This window comes from Aeromonas sp. 600774, assembly GCF_049175075.1.
GTDB lineage: Bacteria > Pseudomonadota > Gammaproteobacteria > Enterobacterales > Aeromonadaceae > Aeromonas > Aeromonas veronii_A.
In genome coordinates this window covers 26,243-40,140 of record NZ_JAAKUJ010000014.1, presented here as the reverse complement: position 1 = coordinate 40,140, position 13,898 = coordinate 26,243, and the positions used below count along the sequence as shown (strand labels likewise).

Sequence of the window (13,898 nt, the reverse complement as noted above, 5' to 3'; positions counted from 1 at the left end):
GGACGCAAGGAGGAGCTGATGGCCAATCTGGATTTTTTTTCACTTTATAAGAATATTATTGCGATTCCCTCTATCAGCAGCACGGATCCCAAGTGGGATCAGAGCAATGAGGCGGTGATCCGGCTGCTGGCCGACTGGTTCGGTCAGCTCGGTTTTCAGTGCGAGGTGACGGCGCTCCCCGACCTGCCGGGCAAGTTCAATCTGGTGGCGACGATCGGTCAGGGGGAGGGCGGTCTGCTGCTGGCAGGCCACACCGATACGGTGCCGTTTGATGAAGGAGGGTGGAGCAAGGATCCCTTCAAGGTGACCGAAGAGGGCAACCGTCTCTATGGTCTCGGTACCATCGATATGAAGGGCTTCTTCGCCTTTATCGTCGAGGCGCTCAAAGAGATCGACCTCACCAAGCTGACCAAGCCGCTGCGCATTCTCGCTACCGCCGATGAAGAGACCACCATGGCGGGGGCCCGCGCTATCGCCGCGGCGGCCGAATTGAAACCCGACTACGCCGTGATTGGCGAGCCGACCGGACTGGTGCCGGTGGTGGCCCACAAGGGTCATATGTCGGAGGCGATCCGCATTACCGGCAAGAGCGGTCACAGCTCGGATCCCGCCAACGGTGTCAACGCCATGGAGATCATGCACAAGGCGATGGGGCAGGTGTTGCGCTTGCAGCAGGATCTGAAAGAGCGCTACGCCGACCACCGCTTTGCCGTGCCGCAGCCAACCCTGAACCTGGGTTACATTCAGGGGGGTGACAGCCCGAACCGCATCTGCGGCTGCTGCGAGCTGCATATCGACCTGCGACCCACCCCGCAGGTGGGGCCGGACGAGCTGATGGGGATGCTGAAAGAGGCGCTGTCGCCCATCGAGATCCACCAGCCGGGCTGCCTGCATCTGCAACATCTGCATGAACCCATTCCTGCCTACGCCTGCGCCGACGACTCTGTGCTGGTGCGCGAAGCCGAGAAAGCGAGCGGCCGCGCCGCCGAGTCGGTCAACTACTGCACCGAGGCGCCGTTTATCCAGCAGCTTGGTTGCCAGACCATAGTGATGGGCCCAGGTCATATCACCCAGGCCCACCAGCCGGATGAGTATCTCGACCTCTCCTTCGTCAAGCCGACCACCGCGGTGTTGCAGCACCTGATCAGACGTTTTTGCCTGTAGCGGCGGCGGTGAAAGGGGCGTAAAAACTGTAAGTAAGTTACATAACAAGCCGGTTGTGGAGTGGTGATGGAAATACATGTTCTGAATCGGCCTGTTATTTGACCTTGCGCAGACAATCTGGGTAGATTGTCACCCTAAGATGACGGAGCATATGTTGTAATCGCACAACAATAAGTGAGGTCGTCTCGCACCCCGGATGGGTGTCAGGCACCAACAAGATAAGGATGTGGAATGAACGAAAAGTACGCCGCACTACGCGCCAACGTAGGTATGCTGGGTCAGCTGCTGGGTAAATCCATCAAGGATCATCAGGGTCAGGCCTTTCTCGACAAGATCGAAACCATTCGCCAATTGGCCAAGTCCTCCCGCAAGGGCAATGAATCAGACCGGGAACGTCTGCTCGATACCCTGCGCACCCTGAGCGATGATGAACTGCTGCCGGTGGCCCGCGCCTTCAGCCAGTTCCTCAATCTGGCCAACGTGGCGGAACAGTTCCACACCATTTCCCGTCGCTGCGAAGAGCAGGTCTGCACCCCGGACCCGCTGGAGCAGATGTTCGACAAGCTGAAAGCCTCCAACCTGTCGCAAGAGGCCATCATTCAGGCCGTGCGCGAGCTGGACATTGATCTGGTGCTGACCGCCCACCCCACCGAGGTGACCCGCCGCACCCTGATCCACAAGCACGTGCAGCTCAACGACTGCCTCGAAGCGCTGGAGCTCTCCGACCTGCTGCCCCGCGAGCGGGACAAGATCCTCAATCGCATCGAACAGCTGATCAATCAGGCGTGGCACACCAACGAGATCCGCGAACAGCGCCCGACTCCGGTCGACGAGGCCAAGTGGGGCTTCGCTGTGGTGGAGAACAGCCTGTGGCCAGCTATCCCCGAATTCATGCGCAATCTGGACGAGCGTCTGCAACACCATCTGGGTGTGCGGCTGCCGCTGGATGCCGCGCCGGTCAAGTTCACCTCCTGGATGGGCGGTGACCGCGATGGCAACCCCTTCGTCACCGCCAAGGTGACTGCCGAAGTGCTGGAGCTGGGCCGCTGGATGGCGGTGAGCCTGTTCTACAAAGACATCAAGGAGCTCACCTCCGAGCTCTCCATGTCCGACTGTACCGATGCCGTGCGCGCTCGCGTTGGCGATCACCCCGAGCCTTACCGTGCGCTGGTGCGCGAGCTGCGTGAAGCGCTGCGCGAAACCAAGGAGCACCTCACCGCCAAGGTGCAGGGTCAGGCGAGCGAGAGCCAGGATCTGGTCAAGACCACCGCCCAGCTGCGCGAGCCGCTGGAGCTCTGCTACCACTCATTGCACGCTTGCGGCATGGGTAACATCGCCGACGGCATGCTGCTGGATGTGCTGCGCAAGGTCGCCTGTTTCGGCATCCATCTGGTCAAGCTCGATATCCGTCAGGATGGCGAGCGCCACGGGCTGGTCTTCTCCGAGCTGACCCGCTATCTGGGTCTGGGTGACTACGCCGAGTGGAGCGAAGATGACAAGCAGGCCTTCCTGCTCAACGAACTGAACTCCCGTCGCCCGCTCATTCCCCACGACTGGGAGCCGAGCGCCGAGGTGCGCGAGACGCTGGATACCTGTCAGGTCATCGCCCAGCACGACCCCGATGCGTTCGGTATCTACATCATCTCCATGGCCGGTGCGCCGTCCGACGTGCTGTCGGTGCAACTGCTGCTCAAAGAGGCGGGCTGCAAGTTCCGCATGCCGGTCGCCCCGCTGTTTGAAACCCAGGATGACCTGATGGCAGGCACCGCCGTAATGGAGCGTCTGCTCTCGGTGGACTGGTATCGCGGCTACATTCAGGGCCGTCAGTACGTGATGATCGGTTACTCCGACTCTGCCAAGGATGCGGGCATGATGGCCGCAGGCTGGGCCCAGTACGCCGCCATGGAATCCCTGGTGGGACTTGCCGAAGCCAACAATATTCGCCTCACCCTGTTCCATGGCCGTGGCGGTACCGTCGGTCGTGGTGGTGCGCCTGCCCATCAGGCCATCCTCTCCCAGCCGCCGGGATCCCTGCGCGGCGGTCTGCGTACCACCGAACAGGGGGAGATGATCCGCTTCAAGTTCGGTCTGCCGAAAGTGGCGATCAAGAGTCTGGAGCTCTACACCAGCGCCGTGCTGGAGGGGAACCTGCTGCCGCCGCCCAAGCCGAAAGAGTGCTGGCGCGAGGTGATGGAACAGCTGGCCGCCGACTCCTGCGCTCACTACCGCAGTATCGTGCGTGGTCATCCGGACTTCGTCCCTTACTTCCGTGCCGCCACCCCGGAGATGGAGCTCGGCAAGCTGCCGCTCGGCTCCCGTCCCTCCAAGCGCAAGCCCAACGGCGGCGTCGAGAGCCTGCGCGCCATTCCGTGGATCTTCGCCTGGACCCAGAACCGCCTGATGCTGCCGGCCTGGCTCGGTGCCCACAAGGCGCTGCAACAGGCCATCGACGGCGGCAAGCTGGCGGTGCTGGAAGAGATGAGCGCCCAGTGGCCCTTCTTCCGCACTCGCCTCGAGATGCTGGAGATGGTGTTCCTCAAGGCGGACGTCTGGCTCGCCGAGTACTACGACACCCGTCTGGTGCCGCAGGAGCTGTGGGGCCTTGGCAAACAGTTGCGTCAGGAGCTCGCCGAATCCATCGAGGTGGTGCTGAAACTGAGCCCGCGCGGGGATCTGCTGGAGGATCAGCCCTGGATCAAGGAGTCCATCAAGCTGCGCAACCCCTACACAGACCCGCTCAACGTGCTGCAGGCCGAGCTGCTCAACCGCTCCCGCAACCACCCGGAGACCCTGCACCCCGAGCTGGACAAGGCGCTGATGGTCACCATCGCCGGTATTGCCGCAGGTATGCGCAACACCGGTTGATAGCCAGCTCAAGCCAGCAGGCTTCAGCAATATCCATCAAGCCAAAGGGCGCCGATAAGGCGCCCTTTGTTTTTGGCTGTATTTCGTTGGGGGCACGCCTTGCACCGCTCGAAAATGCTCTTTGCCTAGTCTCGTTCTGTGTTTAATTCGGCAAGCGGCACAATTCACCTTGTTCATTGCTCTCTACGCATTACCGGTGATGGGTACAGATTTCCCCTCCGGCTTGCATCCCTCGCCACGCAGGCGCAGACTGTTTGGCCTTGTTTTTATGCGATTCGATTCAAGGCAACCATCATGACTCCTGCCATCAACCTGCTGAAGAAGCTCAAGATCCCCCACAAGCTCTACCCCTACGAGTGCGAAGCCCACGACGATTTCGGCAAGCATGCCGCGACCCAGCTCGGGCTGCCGGAGGCGCAGGTGTTCAAGACCCTGGTCGCCCATCACGACAAGCAGGCGGTGGTGGCCATCGTTCCCTCATCCGGCATGTGCAGCCTGAAGCAGCTGGCCAAGGCGACCGGTCTCAAGAAGGTGGAGATGATGAAACCGGCGGAAGCGGAGAAGCTGACCGGTTACAAGGTGGGTGGCATCAGCCCGCTGGCGCAGAAGAAACTGCTGCCCACTGTGCTCGATGAGTCGGCGCTGCAGTTTGACGAGATCCTGGTGAGCGGCGGCAAGCGCGGCCTCTCGGTCGGCGTGGCGCCGCAGGATATGCTAACGCTGATGAAGTGGATCGCCGCACCTATCGGCGAAGAGTAGTGCCGGGCACGGTGTGAACCTGCTCTCCGGGCCTGTGGTGGCCCGGATTGCCTCACCTGTGATCGGACGCGCAAGCCGTGATTGCCCCGTGCTCAACGGGGAGTGTGCCAGTCTATACTGGGTGAACCCCGTTGTATGAGTTCAGCCATGATGTACCGACTTCTGTTGCTTTGCCTCTGTTTATCCTTCCCCTCTGCCTTGCTGGCTGCCACCCGTTTTACCCTGCTCAGTCCTGAAAACAGTCAGGATATGCGGATGCGTTATTACCGTGAGGTGATGCAGCTGGCGCTAGAGAAAACTCGCCCCGAATATGGCGACTACGAGTTGCTGGACTCCCTGCCGATGAACAAGGCGCGGATGCGGATCGAGGTGCAGGAGCAGGGCAAAAACGCCCTCTTTATTGTCGACAGCTGGCCTTATCAGGGGGAGGCGGTGGCGGATCAGGTGGCATCGATCCCGTTCCCGATCGATATGGGGATCCTCGGCTATCGGGTCTGTTTTGTCGGCTCGGCTCGTGCTGCCGAGCTGGCGCGGGTAAACACCCTGGATCAGTTGCGCCACTTCACTCAAGGGGTGGGCACCGGCTGGCAGGATGCGGTGATCCTGCGCAACGGCGGGCTGACGGTACATGAGGTGGATAACTACGAGTCGCTGTTTCGTATGGTGGCACGAGGGCGCATCGATCTCTTCTGTCGTGGGGCCAACGAGATCCTGCCGGAGTGGCAATCTCATCAGGGCAAGGTGGCCGGTTTGACGGTCGATCGCCATCTGGCCCTTTTCTATCCGCTGATCCATGTGTTCTACAGCAATGCCCGCTACGTTCAGGAGCGCGAGCGCCTTGCGCGCGGTCTGCAACTGGCTTGGCAGGATGGTTCGCTCAAACGGCTCTGGCGCCATCACTTCCAACCCTCGCTGGTGTTTGCCAATCTGGGGGCTCGCCAGATTGTCCGGCTCGGCAATCCGCAGTTACCCAAGGACGGTTTTGACTATCGCCCCTACCTTTACAACCCGCTGACGGATGATTTCGGTTCACAACCCTGAGCCGGATTATCAGGTGCGCAGGCTCTGATAGAGTAAGGGAGAGATCATTGTCGCCAAGGATATGGCCCATGCGCGCATCTGCCCGCTATCTGCTCTTTATTGCGTTGCTGCTGCCCGCGACCGGCGGTGCGGCCTCTGCCTTTACGCTGCGTACCTGCTTTGAAAACAGTGATTCCTATCCTTGGCTGCTGCAATCGGGGGAGGGGGTTGTGCAGTATCACCTCAAGGCGGTTGCTACCGCTCTTGATGCCGAGATCGTGCTGACGCCGCTGCCGTGGAAGCGCTGCCTCTCTCGGGTGAGCAGTGGCCAGATGGATGCGGCCATCAAGATGAGTTACAGCGTCGAGCGGGCGACCAGGGTGGGGGTTTATCCCATGCGTGAGGGCAAACCCGACCCCGCCAAGCGGCTGCTGACCGAGAGCTACAGCCTCTACCAACTCAAGGGGGGCAAGAGCCAGTGGGATGGCACCACCCTCAGGGTCAATGGCGTGGTTGCGGCCCAGTCAGGATTTTCCATCGTCGACTTGTTGCAGGCTGCGGGAGCCGAGGTGGATGACTCCAGCCGTGACCCGCTGATCATGTTGAAAAAGCTGGTGATGGATCGGGCGCAGGCGACCGCCATCCAGACCGAGGTGGCTGACAGCATTCTGGCGGCCCATCCCGCGTTGCAGACTCGCATCGAGCGGCTGTCGCCGGTGCTGGTGGAGAAGCCCTACTATCTGGTCTTCTCTCACCGCTTTTATCAATCTCATCCCCGACAAAGCCGGCAGGTGTGGGATACCATCGAGCAGGTGCGCGACTCTGCTGCCTATCAGCGTTATGCCACAGCGCTCAGAAGCACACCTCCGGTGGGGGAGTAGGCTGATGGATGCGACTGGCCGAAAAGGGGAGGAGAGCGTGGGGTGGTGGCAGGGCCGAGTGCCCACGCTCAGGGCTACACTGAAAGTACCCCCTTCAGCCAAGGCGCGGTTTATGTCACCCCTGCATCTGCTGGCCACCGCTCTGCTCTGCATGTTATCGCTGACCGGACAGGCGGCCACCCGGTTTACCTATATCAGCCCGGAGAGCGAGCGGGATCCGCGTACCACCTATGATCGGGAGCTGCTGCGGCTCGCCCTCGACAAGACCCGCGACCAGTTTGGCGATTATCTGCTGGAGTCTGCGCCGCCCATGACCAAGGCGCGCGAGCGGCTCAGCATGCAGCTCGACAGCTATCCCAACCTCTTTGTGATGGACAGCTACAGCAGCACCCGCGAGGATCTGGGGCTCGCCTATGTCCGTTTTCCCATCCATCTGGGCATCGTCAGCTACCGCATCTGTTTTGTCAGTCCGCAACAAAAGGCGGCAGTGAGCAAAGTGACCGACCTCAAGGGGCTGCGCCAGTTCACCTTTGGGCAGGGCAAGGGGTGGCTGGATGTGGATATCCTGCGTTACGCCGGGATGGAGGTGGTGGAAGTGGAGGGGTACGAGAAGTTGTTCAAGATGGTGGCACGGGGTCGCTTCGATCTCTTCTGCCGCGGGGTGAGCGAGCTGCGCAGCGAGCAGCTGACCCACAAGGAGATGACGGATCTGCTGGTGGATGACGCACTGTTGATCTACTACCCGCTGCCCCGGGTTTTCTACACCAATCCCAACAATCGCGAGGCACTGCAGCGGGTCGAGCGGGGGTTGCAGCTGGCGTGGCAGGATGGCTCGCTACAGGCTCTGTGGCGCAAGAGCTTTGGCCCGGCCATCGCCTTTGCCAAGCTCTCCCAGCGCCGAATGTTGCGTCTGGATAACCCCTTCCTCGACGGGATCAGCTTCGATTACCGCCCCTACTTCTACAATCCGCAAACCGATCGCTTCGGCGATTACTGAGGTGCCTGCCGCTGGCGGCAGAGGGCCAGCCAGGCCTCGGCGGTGCGCGACAGATAGCGTTCGCTCGGCCAGATCACCCCGAGTCGCCAGCTCAATTCGGGCTCCAGCGGCCGCAGCACCAGACCATCCGGGGTCAGCCGGTTGCAGACCGGCTCCGGCAAGAAGGCGACTCCCATGCCGCTGCGTACCATGGCGGTGAGAAAATCCCACTGGCTGCTGCGCGCCGCCACCTGCGGCACAAAGCCAGCCTCCTGACACGCCTGCTCCAGTCGCTCGCTCAGAGTAAACGCCTGGGTGTAGAGCAGGAAGGGCTCCTCCTGCAGGGATTCCAGCCGCAGCGGTGCTTCGCCATGCCAGCGGGGTTGATCAGGTAGCACGACCCGGATCGGGTATTGATCCAGCTCCAGCGCGCTGAGGGCGCCCCCCTCTTTGGTCGGCAGCATGGTGATAGCGAGATCCAGCTCCCCCTCCAGCACCGCCTGTTCGATGCGACGGCCGCCGTACTCCACCAGGGTCAGCTCCACCTTGGGATAGCGGGTGCGGTAGGCGCGGATCAGATCCGCATAGACGTGACCCACCATGGGGGGAATGCCGAGGGTGAGGCGACCGTGTTGCAGGCTCTGCAGATCCGCCAGTTCGGCCTCCAGCTGCTGCATCTCCGCCAAGATGGTCTGGGCCCGGTTGAACAGCACCTGGCCGCTGTCGGTCAGGGTGAAGCGGCGCCCTTCCCGGTTGAGCAGGGGTTGGCCCAGCTCCTCCTCGATATTGCGGATCATCTTGCTGATGGTGGGCTGGGTGACGAACAGCTTTTCAGAGGCGCGGGTGAAGCTTTTTTCCCGCACCAGTTCGACAAAATAGCGCAGGGCGCGAATATCCATGGACTCTCTCGACTCGTGTTAGCGGGTGCGGGATGAAGTATGCCTATGGGGCATGAATTTGATAATTTTAATTCATTTCTGGCAGGTTTTGCTCAACTCTATACTGTGAGCCGGTTCACAGAAAGACGATGATCATGAAAGCCCTCTGCTTGCGCTGGTTACAGACTCCCTTCCAGATTGTGTTGCTGGCAGCCATCTGGCTGCTGGCCGATACCGCGGTGCGTACCCTCCATCTGCCGCTGCCCGCCAACCTTACCGGCATGCTGTTGCTGCTGGCCTGCATCCTGCTCGGGGTGGTTAAGGCCGAGTGGTTCAGCGCGGGGGCTCGCTGGCTGCTGGCGGAGATGCTGCTCTTCTTCGTCCCCGCCGTGGTGGCGGTGGTCAACTATCAGGATCTGCTGTTGCAGGAGGGGTGGCGCATCATGGTTGTGCTGCTGGTGAGCACCACCCTGGTACTCGGCACCACGGCGCTGGTGGTGGATCGGGTCTACCGCCTCGAACTGAAACTGGCCCGCCGGAGTCGCCGTCATGTCTGATACCCTGCTCGGGCTGATCTGTTTCGCCCTTACCCTGCTCTTCTACTACGCCAGCAAATGGCTCTACGGCAAGAAACGCATCCTGCCGCTGATGCCGCTGCTGCTGGCGCCGACCCTGCTGGTGGCCGTGGTGCTGCTGTTCCACATCCCCTATCAGGATTACATGGCGGAATCCCACTGGCTGCTCTGGCTGCTGGGCCCCGCGACAGTTGCCTTCGCGGTGCCGGTCTACGAGAACCGCCAGCTCATTCGCCGCCACTGGCTGTCGCTGTCGGTCGGAGTGGTCGCCTCGGTCATCATGGCGGTGGGGAGCACCGTGCTGCTGGCCCGCTGGCTGGATCTCTCCGACATGCTGCAACGCAGTCTGGCGATGCGCTCCATCACCACGCCGTTTGCGGTGGAGGCGACCCGCGCCATCGGTGGTCAGAGCGACCTCACCGCGCTGTTTGTGGTGCTGACCGGCGTCATCGGCATGGCGGTGGGGGAGAGCGTGCTCACCGTGCTGGCCATTCGCAGTCGTCTCGGCAAGGGGGCGGGGTTTGGTGCCTCGGCCCACGGCGCCGGCACCGCCAGGGCCTATCAGATGGGCAACGAAGAGGGGGTGGTCTCCAGCATGGTGATGATGATCGCCGGCATGGTGACCGTGTTGCTGGCGCCCCTGCTGGGCCGGATGTTCTGGTAGGCCGAGCTTCCCTTTACAAGGCTGCTCGTCCCGGCGCTACACTCTAGTGAGCGTGTATTTCCGGGATGAGCAGTATGACCTTTCATCGCCTCTCTTCCTGCTTGCTGCTGTGCAGTCTCTTCCTCTTTGCCAGTCCCCTACGGGCGAGCAACGTTTTTACCCACATCAGCCCGGAGAGCGACCGGGACTTGCGTACCCTCTATTTTCGCGACCTGTTGCAACTCGCGCTGGAGAAGACCCGCGACAGCTTCGGTGACTACGAGCTGCGGGTGGCGCCGCCGATGAACCGGATCCGGCTGCGACAGGTGCTGCAAACCAATCTCTATCCCAATCTGTTTGCCGTCGATACACCACAGCCCGCTAGCGGCGAGGCCCTCGACTATGTCCGTTTCCCGGTGGAGCTCGGCATCCTCGGCTATCGCATCTGCTTTGTCAGTCCGCAGCAAGCGAAGACGATTGCCAGCGTGACCCGCTTCGATCAGCTCAAGCAGTACCAGAACGTGCAGGGGCGTGGTTGGCAGGATGTTGCCATTCTGCGGGCGGCCGGTTTGCAAGTGCAGGAGGTGGACGGCTACGAGCGGCTGTTCAAGCTGGTGGCACGTGGGCGGGCCGACCTCTTTTGCCGCGGCGCCAACGAGCTCTTCGCCGAGCTGGAGCAGCACCGTGATGTGGCCGGCCTCATCGTGGAGCAGCGTATCGCCTTGCACTACCCCTTCCTCCATCTCTTCTACACCTTCAAGGGGAATCAGGCGGGGATCCGGCGCATTCAGACCGGGCTCAAACTGGCGTGGCAGGATGGTTCGCTGCAGCGGCTCTGGCTGCACCACTTCAAACCCTCCCTTGAGCGGGCCAGGCTCCACGAGCGCAAGCTGTTCGAGCTGCCCAACCCCCTGCTCAAGGGGATCGACTTTGATTACGACGCCTATCACTACGATCCGGTGATGGGGCGTTTCGGCCCCGGTTTGCCCTGAGTGAGTTGAGCGCACGGCCAGCCCTGCGGCTGGCCTTTTTACAGTAAAAATCATGCCTAAATGGAATGTTTTTTATTATTTTAATTCATTTTTTGCAGGTTTGTTCGCTGCATATACTGGTAGTCGCTTGACGGTATCGGCGCACTCCAGTTGTCCTATCCGTCCAGCAGGCGTCTTGGTGCCCAGCATGAAGGCGTCCATCACCGATCGGGGTATGCCCCGAATTTTTTACCGCTGACGGAGCCTTCACATGTTCTCTTCTGCTACCAGCGCACTCATTGTCGAAGGGGGCGCCATGCGCGGCATCTTCGCCAGCGGCGTGCTAGATGCCTTCGTGGAAAGTCACCACTACCCGTTCGATTTCGTCATGGGGGTCTCGGCCGGCGCGACCAATCTGGTCTCTTACCTGAGCGAGCAGCCGCGCCGCAGCCATCACATCATCACCGAACTGGCTTGCAGCAGCGACTTTCTCGACCCGCTGCGCTTCGTCAAGGGGGGGGATTTGGTGGATGTCAGCTGGCTCTGGCGTACTAGCCGCTACCGCTTTCCCCTCGACCTGGACACTTTCTCCGCCTGTCGTATTCCCTTCTATGCGGTGACCACCGAGGTGGCGACTGGCGCGGCTGTCTACCTGCCTGTGCACCCCGACAATATGGATGAAGTGCTGACAGCTACCTGCGCCCTGCCGGTGGTGCAGCACGAGACCCCCTGTGTCGATGGCCGTCTCATGGCGGATGGCGGTATCAGTGACTCAATCCCGGTGATCGAGGCTTATCGGCGCGGGGCACGGCGGATGACGGTGGTGCTCTCTGAACCCCGCGGCTATCGCAAGAAACCGGCCCGTTTCTGCTGGATGGTCAAAGCCTTGCTGAAAACTCAACCAGCGCTGGCGCAGGCGATGCTGGTACGGGATGTGGCCTATAACCGGGCTCTCGATTTTATTGAGACGCCACCCGCCGATTGCGAGATCGAGGTGATCGCACCACCGGCCGGTTTTCCGGTCTCCCGTTTTACCCGAGATCCATCCAAGCTGGAGTCCGGTTATCTGCAGGGCTACTGGCAGGGGCGCCAGAGCGTGCTGCGGGCAGTCAGGAGTGTACGTGCCGCTTAGCGGCAACCTGGTGTCTTTAAACGTTGCTACCGTCTGAGGCAGCTCACTGAATCGGGGGCGCTGGCGTGGTTAAATGGTCGGCTCACATCTTGCCGGATATTGCTGTGACCATGCCATCTGACCTTCAGCCGCTGCTCGCCTGGCCCGACTATCTGCAGGCCTCCTGGCTGCGCTGCGCCCACCAGACCAGTGCCACCCTCTGGCATCCGCCCCACTGCGCCAAGGGGCAGACCTTGCAGAGCCTGCGCCAGCGCAAGCGCGACCTGCTCACCACCGGCGAGATGGCTCTCGAGGATCTCTACGAATTTATGGAGGGGCGCCCCTGCGCCCTGCTGCTCACCGACGAGAGCGGCTGCCTGCTGGCCCAGACCGGCCATCCCGACACCCTGCGCGAGCTGGCGGCGCTGGGGTTTGGCCCCGGCGCCTTTTTCAGCGAGGGGCGCATCGGCACCAATGCCATCAATCTGGCGGCGCTGGAGGGTGTACCGCTCTGCGTCAGCGGCCCCCAGCACTTCAACCAGACCCTCCATCCGTGGCACAGTTGCGCCAGCCCGGTCTACAACAGCAATGGCCGTCAGGTGGCCATCATCGCCTTGATCTGCAAGGTGGAGGAGGCGAGCGCCGGCGATCTGGCGCTCACCGTCAGCGCCGGGCGCGAGCTGGCCCATCTGCTGCAGATGGAGACCCTGATGCAGGAGTCCCAGCATCACCTGAGCGAACTTTACGCCCTGCTCGATGGCATGGATGACGGCGTGCTGGCCTGGGACCCGCAGGGGCGGCTGCGCTACCTCAACGCGCTGGCGGCCAACCGGCTGCGGCTCGATCCGGCACTCTGTCTCGGCCAGCCGCTGGAGCAGCATCTGCTGTTGCCGCAGCGGTTGCAGCTGGCCATCAGGGGGCAGACGCCGCTCAGCCATGTGGAGGTGACGCTGGAGCGGCTTGGCGCTCAGGAGGGGGAGTTCATCAATGCGCTGGTGAGCCTCAAGCCGCTGCCGGGGCCGGAGGGGGTCAGCTTTATCACCCTGCTGCACCCGGTCGATCGGCTGCGGGCCATCCATCAGCTGCGCCAGACGGTGCCCGAGCTGTCGGCGCTGGTGGGGGAGTCGAGCGCCATGCGCAAGCTGCTGCGCTACGCCCGGCAGGCAGCCCAGAGTCAGGGGCCGATCCTGCTGCGTGGCGAGGAGGAGGTGGGCAAGGCCCAGCTGGCGGAGGCTATTCACTTTGGCAGCGAACGGGCCGCTGGGCCGCTCATTACCCTCAACTGCAAGGCGCTGCCGAGCGAGCGGATGGCGCTGGAGCTGATGGGCTCCGACGAGGCGGGGCAGGAGCGGGCAGGCAAGTTCGAGCTGGCCCACGGCGGCACGTTGGTACTGGAGCAGGTGGAGTGTCTCTCTGCCACCATGCAGGCGGCGCTGCTGCAACTGCTCAAGACCGGTCGCATCCAGCGCTTCGATTCGGCCCGCATCCTGCCGCTCAAGGTGCGGATCATCGCCACCAGCAGCGCCCCGCTGGAGCAGTTGGTGCAGGAGGGGCTGTTTGGCCGCCAGCTGCTCTATGCCTTGCAGGCGTGCGAGCTGTGGCTGCCGGGATTGCGGGAGCGCGCGGCGGATCTGCCGGGCCTGATCAGCCAGCAGCTAGGGGCGCAGGGGCGCGAGCCGGTGCGCCAGTTCAGTCCGGCGGCCCTCGACTGCCTGCTCGCCTATCCCTGGCCCGGCAATCTGGGGGAGCTGCGCAGCGCCGTCGAGCATGCGCTGCTTCACGCCGGTCAGGGGCCGATCCCGCCCGAGGCGCTGCCCGCCGCCATTCGCCACGGTTATCAGCGGGTGGCGGACGAGGTGGTGGGGCAACCGCTGCTCACGCTGGAGGAGCTGGAGCGGCAGGCCATCTTGCGCTGCGCCCATGCCTGCAAGGGGCAGGTGAGCCAGATGGCCCAGCATCTTGGCATCAGCCGCACTACCCTCTGGCGGCGGCTCAAGCTGCTCGAGATCGATCCCGCCGACTATCACGGCTGACGGTTATTAAGGCCATTGCGAA

The 13,898-nt window shown here is 62.3% G+C and carries 12 protein-coding genes; 11 read left to right on the top strand and 1 reads right to left on the bottom strand.

Going from position 1 to position 13,898, the window contains the following annotated elements; translation table 11 throughout:
- The first annotated feature begins 18 nt into the window (after window positions 1-18).
- The 6 genes from argE (at window position 19) to G5171_RS15710 (ending at window position 7,686) form a co-directional block, all read left to right on the top strand.
- A complete protein-coding gene (gene argE, locus G5171_RS15735) occupies window positions 19-1,164 on the top strand; it encodes an acetylornithine deacetylase (RefSeq protein ID WP_421260417.1) in 1,146 nt (381 codons plus the stop codon).
- Between the two features lie 231 nt (window positions 1,165-1,395).
- Entirely contained in the window at window positions 1,396-4,029 is a 2,634-nt protein-coding gene (gene ppc, locus G5171_RS15730; RefSeq protein WP_421260416.1) for a phosphoenolpyruvate carboxylase, read from the top strand.
- Between the two features lie 294 nt (window positions 4,030-4,323).
- Complete coding sequence (ybaK, locus tag G5171_RS15725; RefSeq protein WP_005336092.1) at window positions 4,324-4,788, top strand: Cys-tRNA(Pro) deacylase; 465 nt, start codon at window positions 4,324-4,326, stop codon at window positions 4,786-4,788.
- Between the two features lie 147 nt (window positions 4,789-4,935).
- Window positions 4,936-5,829: a hypothetical protein gene (locus G5171_RS15720; RefSeq protein ID WP_421244506.1), complete on the top strand. Its 894-nt coding sequence runs from the start codon at window positions 4,936-4,938 to the stop codon at window positions 5,827-5,829.
- A 68-nt stretch (window positions 5,830-5,897) separates the two neighbouring features.
- Entirely contained in the window at window positions 5,898-6,689 is a 792-nt protein-coding gene (locus tag G5171_RS15715) for a hypothetical protein (RefSeq protein WP_421260415.1), read from the top strand.
- Window positions 6,690-6,801: 112 nt separating this feature from the next.
- Window positions 6,802-7,686, top strand: a complete 885-nt coding sequence (locus G5171_RS15710; RefSeq protein WP_421260414.1) for a hypothetical protein — start codon at window positions 6,802-6,804, stop codon at window positions 7,684-7,686.
- Here G5171_RS15710 and G5171_RS15705 read toward each other — a convergent pair.
- Window positions 7,680-8,564 carry a LysR family transcriptional regulator gene (locus tag G5171_RS15705; RefSeq protein WP_005336083.1) on the bottom strand — a complete coding sequence of 295 codons (885 nt, stop codon included), beginning with the start codon at window positions 8,562-8,564 and terminating at the stop codon, window positions 7,680-7,682. The two genes, G5171_RS15710 and G5171_RS15705, sit on opposite strands and share 7 nt — an antisense overlap.
- Before the next feature lie 134 nt (window positions 8,565-8,698).
- Between G5171_RS15705 and G5171_RS15700 the strand changes: the two genes are divergently transcribed.
- The 5 genes from G5171_RS15700 to dhaR all read left to right on the top strand — a co-directional run bounded on the left by G5171_RS15700 (window position 8,699) and on the right by dhaR (window position 13,876).
- Complete coding sequence (locus G5171_RS15700) at window positions 8,699-9,100, top strand: CidA/LrgA family protein (RefSeq protein ID WP_040069042.1); 402 nt, start codon at window positions 8,699-8,701, stop codon at window positions 9,098-9,100.
- Window positions 9,093-9,782 (top strand): LrgB family protein, encoded by a 690-nt coding sequence (locus G5171_RS15695; RefSeq protein WP_005341581.1) that lies wholly within the window; start codon window positions 9,093-9,095, stop codon window positions 9,780-9,782. Before G5171_RS15700 ends, G5171_RS15695 begins: the two co-directional genes overlap by 8 nt.
- A gap of 74 nt (window positions 9,783-9,856) precedes the next feature.
- Window positions 9,857-10,753, top strand: a complete 897-nt coding sequence (locus G5171_RS15690; RefSeq protein ID WP_421260413.1) for a hypothetical protein — start codon at window positions 9,857-9,859, stop codon at window positions 10,751-10,753.
- Window positions 10,754-11,003: 250 nt separating this feature from the next.
- Window positions 11,004-11,864 (top strand): patatin-like phospholipase family protein, encoded by an 861-nt coding sequence (locus G5171_RS15685; RefSeq protein ID WP_216980013.1) that lies wholly within the window; start codon window positions 11,004-11,006, stop codon window positions 11,862-11,864.
- 110 nt (window positions 11,865-11,974) lie between these two features.
- Window positions 11,975-13,876 (top strand): dihydroxyacetone kinase operon transcriptional regulator DhaR, encoded by a 1,902-nt coding sequence (gene dhaR, locus G5171_RS15680; protein WP_421260412.1) that lies wholly within the window; start codon window positions 11,975-11,977, stop codon window positions 13,874-13,876.
- Window positions 13,877-13,898: the final 22 nt, after the last annotated feature.

What these genes read in the sequence shown, in the direction of transcription:
- dhaR (WP_421260412.1), top strand. Translation starts at nt 11,975, where the DNA reads ATGCCATCTGACCTTCAGCCGCTGCTCGCCTGGCCCGACTATCTGCAG.
- G5171_RS15705 (WP_005336083.1), bottom strand. Translation starts at nt 8,564, where the DNA reads ATGGATATTCGCGCCCTGCGCTATTTTGTCGAACTGGTGCGGGAAAAA.
- G5171_RS15710 (WP_421260414.1), top strand. Translation starts at nt 6,802, where the DNA reads ATGTCACCCCTGCATCTGCTGGCCACCGCTCTGCTCTGCATGTTATCG.
- G5171_RS15720 (WP_421244506.1), top strand. Translation starts at nt 4,936, where the DNA reads ATGATGTACCGACTTCTGTTGCTTTGCCTCTGTTTATCCTTCCCCTCT.
- ybaK (WP_005336092.1), top strand. Translation starts at nt 4,324, where the DNA reads ATGACTCCTGCCATCAACCTGCTGAAGAAGCTCAAGATCCCCCACAAG.
- G5171_RS15715 (WP_421260415.1), top strand. Translation starts at nt 5,898, where the DNA reads ATGCGCGCATCTGCCCGCTATCTGCTCTTTATTGCGTTGCTGCTGCCC.
- G5171_RS15685 (WP_216980013.1), top strand. Translation starts at nt 11,004, where the DNA reads ATGTTCTCTTCTGCTACCAGCGCACTCATTGTCGAAGGGGGCGCCATG.
- G5171_RS15695 (WP_005341581.1), top strand. Translation starts at nt 9,093, where the DNA reads ATGTCTGATACCCTGCTCGGGCTGATCTGTTTCGCCCTTACCCTGCTC.
- argE (WP_421260417.1), top strand. Translation starts at nt 19, where the DNA reads ATGGCCAATCTGGATTTTTTTTCACTTTATAAGAATATTATTGCGATT.
- G5171_RS15690 (WP_421260413.1), top strand. Translation starts at nt 9,857, where the DNA reads ATGACCTTTCATCGCCTCTCTTCCTGCTTGCTGCTGTGCAGTCTCTTC.
- ppc (WP_421260416.1), top strand. Translation starts at nt 1,396, where the DNA reads ATGAACGAAAAGTACGCCGCACTACGCGCCAACGTAGGTATGCTGGGT.
- G5171_RS15700 (WP_040069042.1), top strand. Translation starts at nt 8,699, where the DNA reads ATGAAAGCCCTCTGCTTGCGCTGGTTACAGACTCCCTTCCAGATTGTG.